Origin of the sequence: Enterobacter cloacae complex sp. ESBL7, from assembly GCF_041679625.1 — a bacterium.
Taxonomy (GTDB): Bacteria; Pseudomonadota; Gammaproteobacteria; order Enterobacterales; family Enterobacteriaceae; genus Enterobacter; species Enterobacter asburiae_B.
Genome location: NZ_JBGORN010000001.1, coordinates 1,328,858 through 1,342,969 on the forward strand (window position 1 = coordinate 1,328,858; position 14,112 = coordinate 1,342,969).

The following is a 14,112-nucleotide window of genomic DNA, read 5'->3' on the forward strand; positions in this document are numbered from 1 at the left end:
CGCCTCCTACAGCAGCTGTTTGCTACGCAGGAAATCGAGGGCGACCTGCTGCGGTGACTGATGGTCGATATCCACCTTTTTGTTCAGCTCGGTGATAACGTCGTTGTTGAGCTGCGCCGAGAGGGTGTTGAGCGCCTCTTCCAGACCGGGGTTGGCCTCCAGCGTGTCCTTACGCACCACCGGCGTCACCGCGTAGCTCGGGAAAAAGCCTTTATCGTCTTCCAGTACCTTGAGGTCGAAGCCTTTTACGCGCCCGTCGGTGGTGTAAATCAGGCCGGCGTCGACGAAGCCGTCGCGCACCGCGTTATAGACCAGACCGGGGTCCATCTGACGGATTTGCGGGCGGTCCAGATCCATCTTGTAGGCCGCCTGCAGCGGCTTCATGCCGTCGCTGCGCCCGGCAAATTCCAGGTCCAGGCCAAGCAGCCAGTTTTTGTCCGGGTTGGTTTTACGGACCTGCTCAATCTTCGCCACCATCTCCGACATGGTGTTGATGTGTTCCGCCTCGGCGCGCTTGCGCTGCATGGCGAAAGCGTAGGTGTTGTTCATGTCGGCGGGCTTGAGCCAGACCAGACCGTGCTTTGCGTCCAGGCGTTTCACCGTCTCGTAAGACTCCTGCGGCGACATGCGCTTGTTGATGTGGTTAAAGATGATCAAGGACGTGCCGGTGTACTCCCAGGTCATATCAATCTGCTTGTTGATCATCGCGTTGCGGGAGATCACCGTGGCAATGTTGGTTTGCGGCTGGACCTGAAAACCTTTCTTTTGCAGGTACTGCACGGTCATCGCCGAGAGAATGTGCTGCTCGGTAAAGCTCTTGGTCGCCAGAATCAGCGGGGCCGCCATCGCCTGGCTGGTGAACAGCGCCGCGGCACACAGCGCCGTCAGGCCGGAAAACAGTCTCATAAAAGCTCCTTGTTATTGTTATCGAGCGAGATGGGGACTCATCGCGCGACCCAGCGCCGCCAGCAGGGTATCGAGGATCAGGGCGATCAGGGCGGTGGCCGCCGCGCCAAGGATCAGCGTCGGGAAATCGTTCAGGTAAATACCGGGGAAAATCAGCTCGCCGTAGCTGCTGGCACCAATCAGGAACGCCAGCGGCGCGGTACCGACGTTAATGGCGGTGGCGATGCGGATCCCCGAGAGCATGACCGGCCAGGCGGCAGGCAGCTCAACCTGGCGCAGGCGCTGCCATTTGGTCATCCCGATGCCGTTTGCCGCTTCCAGCAGCGACGGCGGGACCGAGCACAGCCCGGCGTAGGTATTGCGCACTATCGGCAGCAGCGAGGCGAGGAACAGGGCGATGATGGCGGGCGTATCGCCAATGCCAATCACCACCATCGCCAGCGCCAGTACGGCCAGCGGCGGGAGCGTGTTGCCGACGTTAAAAATTTGCATCACATATTCGGCGATACCCCGCGCAGCCGGGCGGCTCAGCAGAATGCCGGCTGGAATACCGACCAGCAGGGCAAAAAACATCGATGAGAAAACCAGAATCATGTGCTGTTGCCCGAGATAAACCAGGTCAACCTGGCGCTCCCTTATCGTTTCCAGCCCGATGCCCCAGACGAGGAGGGCGAGGACCACGATAATGGCACCGACAAACAGCAGCGAACGTTTGAGTAATGGGTGCATTGCGGTGTGTCTCCCTGTGCGCATGCGTTATAGCAACCACCGGTTGCCTGTTGTTATGCCATGTTTCGGCAGGGGTATTTCACCTATAGCAAGCGTTTGGGAAGGGTTCCAGCGAAGGGGTAAAATCAGTAACCCTATGAAAACAGTGACAACATGGCGTTAAGCCTTATGGCGTAAGGGCTGATTGAGGGGCAGGCAGAATAGTCCTAAAGCGAATTTTTAGATGTGACAACGTCACATCTAAAGAGCTCTTACGCCCAATACAGGTCATTATTTTCATAGAGAGGCGCGAACGCGTCGAACCCGCGTCGAGACGGTGATAATTGAAACGATAGCGACCACGGCGAGCATCAACCCGAGCGCCAGCATGGCGTTAAACCCGATCCACCTGAACAGCAGCAGCCCCGCGATACCGCCCGAAATAAACGAGAAAAGGGTGGTTAAGTGGGTTGTCAGCTGGCTTTTTTGCGCCGCCGTATCTTTGGAGTAATCCCTGCGCAGCATCGCCACCAGTACCGAGGCCAGGGATATACCCGCGTCCGTCAGCGTGCCGGTAATGTGCGTCGATCTCACCCGTCCGCCGGAAAGCTGCGTGGAGGTGGAGTTATGAATGCCCATTAGTCCGCACAGAAAAAGAATAATCACGCGGTTGCTGGTGAGGGCATGAAAATACATCTCGTAGAAGGAGACGCCGGTCAGTAATAACCCTTCGACAAACAGGATCTGGCAAAAAACCAGCCTGACGTTATGGATAATTCCCCATATCACAATCATGCGGGCAATAATGGCGCCTGCAACAAAAGAGAGAATAATCGAGCCGAAGAAAATGATATCGCTCAGATCGGTGGAAGAGACTTCGCTGGATAACTGGGAGGTGTTGCCGGTCATGTGTGAGGGGAAAAAACCAAATGCCCCGAGAGCGATGGCATTCAGCAAACCTGCCGAGGTCGCCAGCCAGAGAGCAAGCCGGCGATCCTCCTTATGCGTTCGTTCTTTCTTGAGTCTAATCAGCAAGAATACCTCCAGATTGAGCTTTGCCTGAATATTCAGGCTAGCAAAGCGGCGCAACGGGCTGTCCAGGATATGGCTTAATTATTATTCCCTCTGACGACTTTCAGGGTTTAGTAATTAATTAAAATATCCTTACTCAAAATGGGGTCGAGAATACTTTAAATCATGCCGTTATTTCCGTGACGCAAAAACGCCGGTCGCTGGTTAAGACGTTCAAACCAGGCCTCGATCGCGGGCACGTCGGGCTTATCAAAGGGCGTCATTTTCCAGCGATTCACCGACAGCCCAAGCACGACATCCGCAAGGGTAAACGTCTCGCCCGCCGCAAAGGCCCCGGTGCGCTGCAGCTGGATTTCCAGAATGGTGATGCAGTGGTTCCATTCTTTTATTCCCGCCGCAATACGTTCTGGATCGTTAAAGTCCGGGTTTTTACGCCCCAGCGCCGGGAAGACATAGCGCCAGGCGTTGTTAAATTCGGTTGCATGCCAGTCCATCCAGCGCTCAACGTTGGCGCAGGCCTGCGGTTCTGCGGGCAGCAGATCGTGACGTCCCGCCTTGCGCGCCAGGTATCGGCAGATGGCGTTGGATTCCCACAGCACGAAGTCGTCATCGATCAGCACCGGCACCATGGCGTTGGGATTCAGCGCTCGGAAGGCCTCCGTTTCCGTTGAGGCAAAACCGCTGCCGTAATCTTCCTGTAGATATTCGAGGCCTGCTTCTTCGCAGGTCCAGAGCACTTTACGCACGTTGATGGAAGTGGTTTTGCCGAGGATGGTGATCATTGCGCAGGTGTCCTTTAGAGGAATGAATTGTCTAAAAACAATACACCAGTTGCGCGGGGAAGGTTGGGGCAAAATTTAGTGGGATGTACTGTCTTGCCCAATCGACCACTTCCGGCGGATGCCGATCTTTTTGCCGTCGCTGACAACTGCCCCACGCTCGTACCGCAGGAGTTGTCGATGGTACAAAGCCAGCGACCACCGTTTTCCTGCCGAAAAAAATAAATCCCGCCCAGGGGATCCCCTGGAAAATAATTATATGCAATTGACATCCTTTATTGGACACAAAACCACTCCAATATTGCAGCATGTTTATCTAATATTATCTATATTGACTTATATTTATAAATGATACGATGTTACAGCAAAAAATAACAGAAATTATACTTTATGAACCCCGGCCACTGTTTCGCAATGCGGCCAAAAACAGCATCCAGGTCGCCAATAGCTCCCTGCTGGTGATTGAACCAGACGAGCTGATAGAGGAGGTAACCCTCTTTACTGATCAAACGTCTTTATTCGCTGCAGGCGTTAGTGGTGCCGGTGAAGAAATATATTCTCTATTACGGATAATTCATCATCTGATAATGCAGGGAAAAGAAATTATCGTATGGGTTGCAAAACGAGATGTCCTTCTTATTAGACTGATGTACGAGCTTGGTGTACAGACGCTACTCTGTGAGAATTATTTGGAAGAAGAACTCTCTCAGCGCATGTTATCCAAAAATTTCAGATCAGGATATTTGCCTTCACGCCCCATGCTAATAAATAATATCAATAAAAAAAATAGGCTCTCACACTCTGAGCTTAATATTCTTATCGACTTCGCCCGAGGTCTGAGTGCCTATGAAATCGCCAGTCTGCGCCATATGGGATATAAAACGGTCTTCACACATAAACATAACATCCGGTTGCGTCTGGGGCTGCAAAAATCAGCCAGTTGGCTGGATCTACTTAACCGTTTGGATCAGATCTATTTAGTCTGAACATCTGGAGGACTATGTTTACTTTTACTGTTTGTTCCCGTGTGGTTCATCCGACTCTACTGAACGGGTTTATATCCAGCCTGAAGGCTTTTCGCGAACAAAATCCCGAATGGAATTATGAAGTTGTTCGGCATGACAATGCACATCTGACTTTGCTTGATTTCTCTGCATATGACACGCTTACTGATATCTCCGCCGCGGAGTACGAAAGTCTCTGCCGGCCAGGTGAAGGAACTGCTCTGGTTATGCTCTATGCATGTCAGGAGAAGCTGGCGCATCAGCTCATGAGGTCATACCGTTGTTCACTGCTTTGTGTGGATGAACGTCTGCTTGAACTGCGTGAGCTAATAAAACACAGTATGAAAAAACAACGTTATATCAGTGCTCACTTCCTGCGACTGCAGGAGCAGGAGAATAATATAACCGACGGTATGATTTTTACCGATGCAGAAAAAAAAGTACTTATTGGCCTGAAAAGCGGTAAAACCGGGATTGAATTATCACGTGAATTGTTTCGAAGTCAGAAAACGATCAGTACCCATAAGCGAAAGATTATGTTTAAGCTGGGGGTAAAGAATGATCTGGAACTGCGCAAAGTGATACAGAAGCTCCAGCCGCCGCAGTAATGCGGCATCTATTATTACGGAGCGCATTACAGGACTTAGTATTAACACGGAAAGGTGCGATAAAGCTGATTTGACACCGAACGTGCTAAACACCGGACGATCTCATTAAGCTATTCAACACACAGTGCAAAGCGCACATCAGCAGAAAAAAATCAGCTTTGAACGAGAAGTTGGCGTGTAAGCTGGCGTCCTGCCCTTTCGGGAGAAACGGGATGCAGAGCGCGTCGTCATGGCCTGTGGCAGGAGTATTCCCGCCCTGACCGAGCGGGTGGGGATTCATCTTCCGGTTTTGTCCTCACCCGCCATCCCGCTTTAGCGTGTTACAGGGCTGAGACGAGGTTTCTGATCTTTTCTGCCTTTTCAAAATGATCGAGTTTCATTTCCATAATCCACCAGTGCGCAACTTCCATAAGCAGTTCTGGATCGTCATTTTTATTAGCAAAAAAAGCATAAAACGAAAGCCCAACGTGGCTTCCCTTAGAGGCAATTTTTGAATCACAGATCCTGATGATTTTCGCCTTCATTTCCTGGCGCACGTCATCTCCTTATTTATATTCTGAATCTGAAACAACGACATCGTTACCCTCAACCAGCAGCGGAACCCTGCGGACAGCTAAAAAAGCCGTAAGCAGTTATCTGCTTACGGCGCCGGGATCTGTGATGATTTTTCTGGCAATCAGGCCGCTTTCACGGCCCTGATTTTTTTTGTGTCAGCCGCATCGGATTCTGTTTTATCCGTTGCAGCTTGAGCATTGAGATCGGGAAGCTTGCTGGTACGCAGAATATGCTGCACGGTCTCTTTCTGCTCGGCGAGATACAGGCCGAGATTTTCAGCCTGCGTTTCATCCATCTGCATTCCGCTTTGCAACAGCCAGTCGGTGAACGCGTCTGCCATATCGAGCAGCTTGTCGTGAGCGTCAGCCTCTTTCTTACTGGCAAATGTCATTTTCTCTTCACCTTTTCTTACGACAACAAATTTTGTTTCAACAGCCATCGTGCACCTCGCTATACTGTATTTACATACAGTATATCAGCTACCGATCGACGTTGCAGCAAAATATGCGTCACTGGCAAAGCTGCTGCGATTCCGGGCCACCCATACTCCGCCGCCACGCCCCGGGCGCCTGACCATACTGACGCTTAAAGCTGCGGTTGAAGGACTGCTGGGAGTCGAAGCCCAGCGCGATCGCCACGTTCAGAATCGGCTCATCGCTGCGGGTTAGGCGCTCAACCGATTTTTGCAGCTTTTGCGCGCGGATATACCCGGCGAGGGGATAGCCCGTATGCTCTTTGAAGAGTCGCTGGAGGTGCCATTTTGAGTAACCGGATCGCCTGGCGACGGACTCAATGTCCAGACGGCTATCCAGGTTGTTATCGATCCAGTCGAGTAAATCATGCATAAATGCGCCAGTGTTCATCTGGTTACCCCCACGCGGCCTGTAAAAAAGTATCTTTGTCTGTTGCATTAAAAGGTGGCGCGTTTTTGTAATAATTGCAAGTTTTATTGTTGCATTTAAATCCCTCACCGAAACGGGTCTTTTCACATTCGCTCAAATAGCACATAAAGTGCAACAATTATTCTTGCACTTAGTTAAGCGCCTTCCTACAATCGCCGCGATAGTGTATTCGCAACTGTTACAGTTTTGTGGCGATGAACGACACAAATGGCCTTGAGACAGCCACCGGACAAAGGAAGTGGCGCAGTGCCTCCTGCTGCGTCTTGCCCGGCGGCGACAATTACCGGAATAAAAATAATGAGCCTGCAAAAAACCTGGGGTAACTTTCATCTGAACGCGCTGGGGATCATGTTGCTCTCCGTGCTGCTCGTCGGATGCGACAACAGCGTCGCGCAAAACGCCGCGCCGCCTGCGCCCGCCGTCAGCGCTGCTGACGTGGTGGTGAAATCCATTAGCCAGTGGGATAGCTTTAACGGCCGGATTGAAGCGGTGGAGAGCGTTCAGCTCCGTCCGCGCGTGTCCGGCTACATTGATAAAGTGAATTACACCGACGGCCAGGAAGTGAAGAAGGGCGAGGTGCTGTTCACGATTGATGACCGAACCTATCGCGCGGCGCTGGAACAGGCGCAGGCGAACCTGGCGAGAGCTAAAACGCAGGCCAGCCTGGCGCAGAGTGAGGCTAATCGTACCGATAAGCTGGTCAATACTAACGTTGTCTCCCGTGAAGAGTGGGAGCAGCGTCGTTCGGCCGCCACTCAGGCCCAGGCCGATATTCGCGCCGCGCAGGCGGCAGTTGACGCGGCGCAGCTCAACCTGGACTTCACCAAAGTCACCGCGCCTATCGACGGTCGCGCCAGCCGGGCGCTGATCACCAGCGGCAACCTGGTGACTGCGGGCGACACCGCCAGCGTTCTTACTACGCTGGTCTCGCAGAAGACGGTTTACGTCTACTTTGACGTGGACGAGTCGACCTACCTTCACTACCAGAATCTGGCCCGCAGCGGGCAGGGGGCGTCCAGCAATCACACGGCGCTTCCGGTTGAGATTGGCCTGACGGGCGAGGAGGGTTATCCCCATCAGGGCAAGGTGGACTTCCTTGATAATCAGCTGACGCCGAGTACCGGCACCATCCGCATGCGCGCGCTGCTGGATAACGCGCAGCGTCAGTTCACGCCGGGACTTTTTGCCCGCGTACGCCTGCCGGGCAGCGCGGAGTTCAAAGCCACGCTTATCGACGACAAAGCGGTGCTGACCGATCAGGATCGTAAGTACGTTTATATCGTGGATAAAGAGGGGAAAGCGCAGCGCCGCGACATTACGCCGGGCCGTCTGGCAGACGGTTTACGCATCGTGCGGCAGGGGCTGAACCCTGGCGATAAAGTCATCGTCGAGGGTTTACAAAAAGTGTTTATGCCGGGGATGCCGGTTAACGCGAAAACCGTTGCCATGACCGCCACCAGCGCCCTCAACTGATCCCTTGACCTGAGAATCCTACCCATGGACTTTTCCCGTTTTTTCATCGACAGGCCGATTTTTGCCGCGGTACTGTCGATTCTGATTTTTATCACAGGGTTAATCGCCATCCCGCTGCTGCCGGTGAGCGAATATCCTGACGTCGTGCCGCCAAGCGTGCAGGTGCGCGCGGAATACCCGGGCGCCAACCCGAAAGTGATTGCCGAGACGGTGGCGACGCCGCTGGAAGAGGCGATCAACGGCGTTGAGAACATGATGTACATGAAGTCCGTTGCGGGCTCCGACGGCGTGCTGGTCACCACCGTCACCTTCCGTCCGGGAACCGACCCGGATCAGGCGCAGGTGCAGGTGCAAAACCGCGTCGCGCAGGCCGAAGCGCGCCTGCCGGAAGACGTGCGGCGCCTGGGCATTACCACCCAGAAACAGTCCCCGACGCTGACGCTGGTGGTGCATCTGTTTTCGCCTAACGGTAAGTACGACTCCCTGTATATGCGTAACTACGCCACGCTGAAGGTGAAGGACGAGCTGGCGCGCCTGCCCGGCGTCGGCCAGATCCAGATTTTCGGCTCGGGTGAATACGCGATGCGCGTCTGGCTGGATCCCAACAAGGTGGCGGCACGCGGGCTGACCGCGTCGGACGTGGTGACGGCGATGCAGGAGCAGAACGTGCAGGTATCCGCCGGGCAGCTTGGTGCCGAGCCGCTGCCGAAAGAGAGCGATTTCCTCATCTCCATTAACGCCCAGGGGCGTCTGCATACCGAAGAAGAGTTCGGCAATATTGTCCTGAAAACGACGCAGGACGGTACGGTCGTCCGCCTGCGCGACGTGGCGCGTATCGAAATGGGGTCCGGCAGCTATGCGCTGCGTTCCCAGCTGAACAATAAAGACGCGGTCGGGATTGGTATCTTCCAGTCGCCTGGGGCGAACGCCATTGATTTGTCTAACGCGGTGCGCGCGAAAATGGACGAACTGTCCACGCGCTTCCCGGCTGACATGAAGTGGGCGGCACCTTACGATCCAACCGTTTTCGTGCGCGACTCCATCCGTGCGGTCGTGCAAACGCTGCTGGAAGCGGTGGTGCTGGTGGTGCTGGTGGTAATCCTGTTCCTGCAAACCTGGCGCGCGTCGATCATTCCGCTGATCGCGGTGCCGGTGTCGGTGGTGGGTACCTTCAGCATTCTCTACCTGCTCGGCTTCTCGCTGAATACCCTGAGCTTGTTCGGGCTGGTGCTGGCCATCGGCATCGTGGTGGACGACGCCATCGTGGTGGTGGAAAACGTCGAGCGAAACATAGAAGAGGGGCTTGCTCCGCTTGCGGCGGCGCATCAGGCGATGCGCGAAGTGTCCGGGCCGATTATCGCGATTGCGCTGGTGCTGTGCGCGGTGTTTGTGCCGATGGCGTTTCTCTCGGGCGTTACCGGGCAGTTCTACAAGCAGTTTGCGGTGACGATCGCGATTTCCACGGTCATCTCCGCCATTAACTCGCTGACGCTCTCTCCGGCGCTGGCGGCACTGCTGTTAAAACCGCACGGCGCGCCGAAAGATTTCCCGACCCGGCTTATCGATCGTCTGTTCGGCTGGATTTTCCGTCCGTTTAACCGCTTTTTCCACCGGAGCTCGAACGGCTATCAGGGGCTGGTGGGCAAAACGCTGGGACGGCGCGGCTCGGTATTTGTGGTGTATCTGCTGCTGCTCTGTGCCGCTGGCGTGATGTTTAAAGCGGTGCCCGGCGGGTTTATTCCGACGCAGGATAAGCTGTACCTGATTGGCGGCGTGAAGATGCCGGAAGGTTCTTCGCTGGCGCGCACCGACGCGGTGATCCGCAAAATGAGCGAAATCGGGATGAATACCGAAGGCGTGGACTACGCGGTCGCGTTCCCGGGGCTGAACGCGCTGCAGTTCACCAATACGCCGAATACCGGGACGGTCTTCTTTGGCCTGAAGCCGTTCGACCAGCGCAAACATACTGCGGCGGAAATAAACGCGGAGATTAACGCGAAAATCGCGCAAATTCAGGAAGGCTTTGGCTTCTCCATCCTGCCTCCGCCGATTTTAGGGCTGGGTCAGGGGTCGGGCTATTCTCTGTACATTCAGGACCGAGGCGGTCTGGGGTATGGCGCACTGCAAAACGCGGTGAACACTATGTCCGGCGCGATTATGCAGACCCCGGGAATGCACTTCCCGATCTCAACCTACCAGGCTAACGTTCCGCAGCTGGACGTGCAGGTCGACCGTGACAAGGCGAAAGCGCAGGGCGTGTCGCTGACCGATCTTTTCGGTACGCTGCAAACCTATCTGGGCTCGTCGTACGTGAATGACTTCAACCAGTTCGGCCGTACCTGGCGCGTGATGGCGCAGGCCGACGGGCAGTTCCGCGACAGCGTTGAAGACATAGCCAATTTACGCACCCGTAATAGCCAGGGCGAAATGGTGCCGATTGGCAGTATGGTGAAAATCACGACCACCTACGGCCCGGATCCGGTGATCCGCTACAATGGCTACCCGGCGGCGGATCTGATTGGCGATGCCGACCCGCGCGTGCTCTCGTCCTCGCAGGCGATGACGCAGCTGGACGCCATGTCTAAGCAGATCCTGCCAAACGGGATGAACATTGAATGGACGGACCTGAGCTTCCAGCAGGCGACGCAGGGCAACACGGCGCTGATCGTCTTCCCGGTTGCGGTGCTGCTGGCGTTCCTGGTCCTGGCGGCGCTGTATGAAAGCTGGACGCTGCCGCTGGCGGTGATCCTCATCGTGCCGATGACGATGCTCTCCGCGCTGTTTGGCGTCTGGCTGACCGGTGGCGATAACAACGTCTTCGTGCAGGTGGGGCTGGTGGTGCTGATGGGGCTGGCGTGTAAAAACGCGATTCTTATCGTGGAGTTTGCCCGCGAGCTGGAAATTCAGGGCAAAGGCATTATGGAAGCCGCGCTTGAGGCGTGCCGCCTGCGTTTACGTCCGATTGTGATGACCTCCATCGCCTTTATTGCCGGAACCATTCCGCTGATCCTCGGCCACGGGGCGGGCGCAGAAGTGCGCGGCGTCACCGGGATCACGGTTTTCTCCGGGATGCTGGGCGTGACGCTGTTTGGTCTGTTCCTGACGCCGGTGTTTTACGTGACGCTGCGTAAGTTCGTGACGCGCGGGAAAAAAGAGGAAAGGGACGTTCTGCCCGCATAGGGACGCTGCCGATAATAAAAAACCGCCTTCACTGTGAAGGCGTTTTTTTTACATCTGAATGCAGGCCGGGTTAGCGCAGCGCCACCCGGCAAGATCGTTACGACGTTTTTTGATACTGGGCAATAAGGTCCGGGAGCGGATCCCATCCGCTGCTATCGGCGTTTTTGACCGCTTCGAGGGCGCTTGCCACGGTATGGCGGGCCAGTACCGCTAACGAAGCCTCCTCGGCTTCTTCGGATATCGATTTGAAGTACCAGCAGGCGTTAGCGCTGACCACGCAGCGGGCCGGCACGTCAGGGCGCGACGCCCACAGCTTTTTATCTTCGATGACCGAAAGGTAGATGTCGCGCAGGGTGATCTCTTCCGGCGGGCGACCAAGATGAATTGAGCCGTTACGGCCAAGCGTTGAGACGATAATGCCGTCACGCGTCAGCGGAACCATCAATTTGCGGATGAAGCTCGGGTTCGCTTCCAGGCCGTAGGCCAGAATCGCACTCGTGGAACGTTCACCCAATTGCTCCGCCATCGCTACGCTGAGAACCATCTGCAAAGCTGTCGGGAAGCGGTAATCTAACATTTCTCTGTCCTGGGTTGCGGTGAATCTTGTTCTTTTTGGCACCGCAGAGGTGAATAAGCAATAAACAACAATATAACAAATACGGTAATTATTTTGAAGCAATCTGCGGCATTTGCGATCGAACTCCCTGTTCTGATTTAGCAAAACGTGCGGTTCGGGAAGTCAACCGTCACCATCAGGCCACCTTCAGCGGAAGTACTCAGGTTTACGCTGCTGTTGTGTTGCTGCGCCACCGCTTTGACGATGGCAAGCCCCAGCCCGCTCCCGCTTTGCACCTGATTGGGATCGCGGAAAAACCGGTCGAACACGCGCTCGCGCAGTTCAACCGGAATACCGGGCCCTGCATCTGAAACGCGAAGCCGCGCGAAGCCATCTGCTATGCAGACATCGACCTGAATCCGCCCGCCCTCGGGACTGTACTTCACGGCGTTCTCAATGAGGTTATCAATAAGCGACACCAGGCGTTCCCTGACGCCGGGGATCCAGATGTCATCCTCGGCGAAGAATTCCAGCTCAATCCTGCGCGCAGACGCCAGCGGTTCCAGCTCGGCCATTCGCTCCTGAATAAGCGTCGTCAGCGGCACGGGCTTCCTGTCCGTATCAATCCGCGCTTCGCTGTGCATCATCAGCAGCAGCTGGTTGACGAGACGCGCTGCCCGACTGTTGCTGCGAATCACCCCCGCAAGCAGTTCCTGCTGGCTCTCGCTAATGACCCAGGACTGCAGCGCTTCCACGTTGATGCGCATCGCCGCGAGGGGCGTACGCAGCTCGTGCGCGGCATCCGCAATGAAAACACGTTCCCTTTCCGCGCTTTCACGCACCCTGGCAAGGAAGTCATTGATCGCATCCACCATCTGGCGAAGCTCCCTGTGTCCGGGAACGGCTTTTAAAGGGGAGAGATCGTCAGGCGTGCGTAGCGTAATTTCATTGACCACCTTGTTCCAGGGGCGCATCGCAATGCGGATTGACAGCCACGCGGGAAACAGAAGAAAAGGGAAGCAGACCAGCAGCGGCATGATGTAGTAGCCGCGCGAGTTCAGGTAGATAAAGAAGTTCCAGCCGCCGGCCGGGGTGAAAAGGGTAACCTCCACGTCGGAATGAGCGGATTTAAGGGTTCGGCTGGTCCAGGTACGACCATCGCTCTGAACACGCTGCATTTCCCCAAACCGGGTGTTGGTTACCCCCGTTGGTGCATCAGGCGATGAAAAAATAATCGCGTTATTTTTGCGCACGATGAAGTTGATTGACAGCGCGGGATCTTCGCCGCCGCCATAGCCCTCACGCAGCGCCTTGCTAAAGGCTTCCAGCACCGCGGTGCGATCCTGCGGGTGTGCGTCCATCCGCTCGACCAGGGTAAAAAGGGTGTCGTAGGTATGACTGCCCGTAAGGATGGGAGGGCTGCGCAGGTCCTCCCACAGAATAAAAGTTAAAAATAGACACCACAGCAGGGTAAGCAGCAGCAGCTGGGCGATAATAATTCGCCGTACCAGCGTTGGGCGTCTCAGGTGGTACCAGACGTTTTGCATTACCCTGTCACCTTCTGGACTGAAACGGTATCAATGACATACCCGACGCCCCGCACCGTACGCACATAGCCATCGCCGATTTTTCGCCGCAAATTTCCCATATGCACGTCGAGCGCATTGCTGAGGTTCTCTTTGTTGCCGAATATCCGTTCTTCCAGAAACCGTCGCGTAATCACGCGGTCAGCGCGCAGCATCAGCGTTTCCAGCAGCGCATATTCACTCGCCGTCAGGTCAACGTGGCGCGCGCTCACCGTCACGCGGCGCGTCGGAACATGAAGCGATAGGCCCCGAATTTCTATCGCCTCATTCTCGAAACCGTAGCTGCGCCGCGCCAGGGCTCTCACCCGCGCCAGCAGCTCGGCGAGAATAAATGGCTTGACGAGATAGTCGTCCGCACCGGCATCCAGCCCGCACAGCCGGTCCTGCAGCGTACCTCGCGCCGTCAGAATGATGACCGGGATCCCCTTGAGCTGCTGACGCAAACGCGCCATCAGGCTCATACCGTCGCCGTCGGGCAGCCCCAGGTCGAGCAAAATAAGTTCCGGCACGCAGACGTCCAGCTGATGCAGCGCATCCTCTTTGCGGCGTACCCATATGACGTCAAACCCTTGATCGGAGAGGGCGATACGTACGCCGTTGCCGAGATCCAGGTCGTCTTCGATTAGTAGAATTTTCACACTGGTAACTGTATCAACCGTGAATGAAGAACTTCTTAAGAAAAAAACGGTATCAGGAAACCTGCCCGGATTACAGCACCGGCTCGCGCTTCAGTGTTTCTTCATGTTCGGCTCATAAGAACCTTAGGGTCGGTATTCAAAATGGGCGTTCTGGCGGTTAACCGCATGCATCGTCGTCATTTGAA

The 14,112-nt window shown here is 55.3% G+C and carries 14 protein-coding genes; 4 read left to right on the forward strand and 10 right to left on the reverse strand.

What is annotated here, in order from left to right; genetic code table 11:
* Positions 1-6 precede the first annotated feature (6 nt).
* From osmX to ACERY3_RS06660, 4 genes are all read right to left on the reverse strand, one after another.
* Positions 7-906, reverse strand: coding sequence for an osmoprotectant ABC transporter substrate-binding protein OsmX (osmX, locus tag ACERY3_RS06645; protein WP_373225317.1), 900 nt, complete (start codon positions 904-906; stop codon positions 7-9).
* A gap of 18 nt (positions 907-924) precedes the next feature.
* Positions 925-1,635 (reverse strand): osmoprotectant ABC transporter permease OsmY, encoded by a 711-nt coding sequence (osmY, locus tag ACERY3_RS06650; RefSeq protein WP_224978824.1) that lies wholly within the window; start codon positions 1,633-1,635, stop codon positions 925-927.
* Between the two features lie 276 nt (positions 1,636-1,911).
* Positions 1,912-2,649: a YoaK family protein gene (locus ACERY3_RS06655; RefSeq protein WP_240608386.1), complete on the reverse strand. Its 738-nt coding sequence runs from the start codon at positions 2,647-2,649 to the stop codon at positions 1,912-1,914.
* 155 nt (positions 2,650-2,804) lie between these two features.
* Positions 2,805-3,428 (reverse strand): glutathione S-transferase family protein, encoded by a 624-nt coding sequence (locus ACERY3_RS06660; RefSeq protein ID WP_373225318.1) that lies wholly within the window; start codon positions 3,426-3,428, stop codon positions 2,805-2,807.
* Between the two features lie 353 nt (positions 3,429-3,781).
* Here ACERY3_RS06660 and ACERY3_RS06665 point away from each other — a divergent pair, with 353 nt between their 5' ends.
* The gene (locus tag ACERY3_RS06665; protein ID WP_373225319.1) at positions 3,782-4,411 is read left to right on the forward strand and encodes a helix-turn-helix transcriptional regulator; all 630 of its coding nucleotides are present in this window, start codon (positions 3,782-3,784) and stop codon (positions 4,409-4,411) included.
* A gap of 14 nt (positions 4,412-4,425) precedes the next feature.
* Complete coding sequence (locus tag ACERY3_RS06670) at positions 4,426-5,037, forward strand: helix-turn-helix transcriptional regulator (protein ID WP_373225320.1); 612 nt, start codon at positions 4,426-4,428, stop codon at positions 5,035-5,037.
* 320 nt (positions 5,038-5,357) lie between these two features.
* Here ACERY3_RS06670 and ACERY3_RS06675 read toward each other — a convergent pair whose 3' ends face one another.
* The 3 genes from ACERY3_RS06675 to ACERY3_RS06685 form a co-directional block, all read right to left on the reverse strand.
* Entirely contained in the window at positions 5,358-5,573 is a 216-nt protein-coding gene (locus ACERY3_RS06675) for a DUF6500 family protein (protein ID WP_039262681.1), read from the reverse strand.
* A gap of 140 nt (positions 5,574-5,713) precedes the next feature.
* Positions 5,714-6,031 (reverse strand): YebG family protein, encoded by a 318-nt coding sequence (locus ACERY3_RS06680; RefSeq protein ID WP_196366000.1) that lies wholly within the window; start codon positions 6,029-6,031, stop codon positions 5,714-5,716.
* 70 nt (positions 6,032-6,101) lie between these two features.
* Positions 6,102-6,455, reverse strand: coding sequence for a helix-turn-helix domain-containing protein (locus ACERY3_RS06685; protein ID WP_039262679.1), 354 nt, complete (start codon positions 6,453-6,455; stop codon positions 6,102-6,104).
* A 336-nt stretch (positions 6,456-6,791) separates the two neighbouring features.
* Between ACERY3_RS06685 and ACERY3_RS06690 the strand changes: the two genes are divergently transcribed.
* Together ACERY3_RS06690 and oqxB are read left to right on the forward strand one after the other, a co-directional pair.
* Positions 6,792-7,967 (forward strand): efflux RND transporter periplasmic adaptor subunit, encoded by a 1,176-nt coding sequence (locus ACERY3_RS06690; RefSeq protein ID WP_047061711.1) that lies wholly within the window; start codon positions 6,792-6,794, stop codon positions 7,965-7,967.
* Positions 7,968-7,991: 24 nt separating this feature from the next.
* Positions 7,992-11,147, forward strand: coding sequence for a multidrug efflux RND transporter permease subunit OqxB (oqxB, locus tag ACERY3_RS06695; RefSeq protein ID WP_047061712.1), 3,156 nt, complete (start codon positions 7,992-7,994; stop codon positions 11,145-11,147).
* A 97-nt stretch (positions 11,148-11,244) separates the two neighbouring features.
* On the opposite strand, the gene ACERY3_RS06700 is transcribed toward oqxB, so the two are convergent.
* The 3 genes from ACERY3_RS06700 to ACERY3_RS06710 all read right to left on the reverse strand — a co-directional run bounded on the left by ACERY3_RS06700 (position 11,245) and on the right by ACERY3_RS06710 (position 13,927).
* Entirely contained in the window at positions 11,245-11,724 is a 480-nt protein-coding gene (locus ACERY3_RS06700) for an Rrf2 family transcriptional regulator (protein ID WP_029739386.1), read from the reverse strand.
* Between the two features lie 137 nt (positions 11,725-11,861).
* A complete protein-coding gene (locus ACERY3_RS06705; RefSeq protein WP_058840701.1) occupies positions 11,862-13,250 on the reverse strand; it encodes a HAMP domain-containing sensor histidine kinase in 1,389 nt (462 codons plus the stop codon).
* Positions 13,250-13,927 carry a response regulator transcription factor gene (locus tag ACERY3_RS06710; RefSeq protein ID WP_048980503.1) on the reverse strand — a complete coding sequence of 226 codons (678 nt, stop codon included), beginning with the start codon at positions 13,925-13,927 and terminating at the stop codon, positions 13,250-13,252. The genes ACERY3_RS06705 and ACERY3_RS06710 overlap by 1 nt, the downstream gene beginning before the upstream one ends.
* Positions 13,928-14,112 lie beyond the last annotated feature (185 nt).

Bases quoted from the DNA above. Each gene is read 5' to 3' on its own strand.
- osmX (WP_373225317.1), bottom strand. From the start codon at position 906: ATGAGACTGTTTTCCGGCCTGACGGCGCTGTGTGCCGCGGCGCTGTTC.
- osmY (WP_224978824.1), bottom strand. From the start codon at position 1,635: ATGCACCCATTACTCAAACGTTCGCTGCTGTTTGTCGGTGCCATTATC.
- ACERY3_RS06660 (WP_373225318.1), bottom strand. From the start codon at position 3,428: ATGATCACCATCCTCGGCAAAACCACTTCCATCAACGTGCGTAAAGTG.
- ACERY3_RS06665 (WP_373225319.1), top strand. From the start codon at position 3,782: ATGTTACAGCAAAAAATAACAGAAATTATACTTTATGAACCCCGGCCA.
- ACERY3_RS06670 (WP_373225320.1), top strand. From the start codon at position 4,426: ATGTTTACTTTTACTGTTTGTTCCCGTGTGGTTCATCCGACTCTACTG.
- ACERY3_RS06680 (WP_196366000.1), bottom strand. From the start codon at position 6,031: ATGGCTGTTGAAACAAAATTTGTTGTCGTAAGAAAAGGTGAAGAGAAA.
- ACERY3_RS06685 (WP_039262679.1), bottom strand. From the start codon at position 6,455: ATGAACACTGGCGCATTTATGCATGATTTACTCGACTGGATCGATAAC.
- ACERY3_RS06690 (WP_047061711.1), top strand. From the start codon at position 6,792: ATGAGCCTGCAAAAAACCTGGGGTAACTTTCATCTGAACGCGCTGGGG.
- oqxB (WP_047061712.1), top strand. From the start codon at position 7,992: ATGGACTTTTCCCGTTTTTTCATCGACAGGCCGATTTTTGCCGCGGTA.
- ACERY3_RS06700 (WP_029739386.1), bottom strand. From the start codon at position 11,724: ATGTTAGATTACCGCTTCCCGACAGCTTTGCAGATGGTTCTCAGCGTA.
- ACERY3_RS06705 (WP_058840701.1), bottom strand. From the start codon at position 13,250: ATGCAAAACGTCTGGTACCACCTGAGACGCCCAACGCTGGTACGGCGA.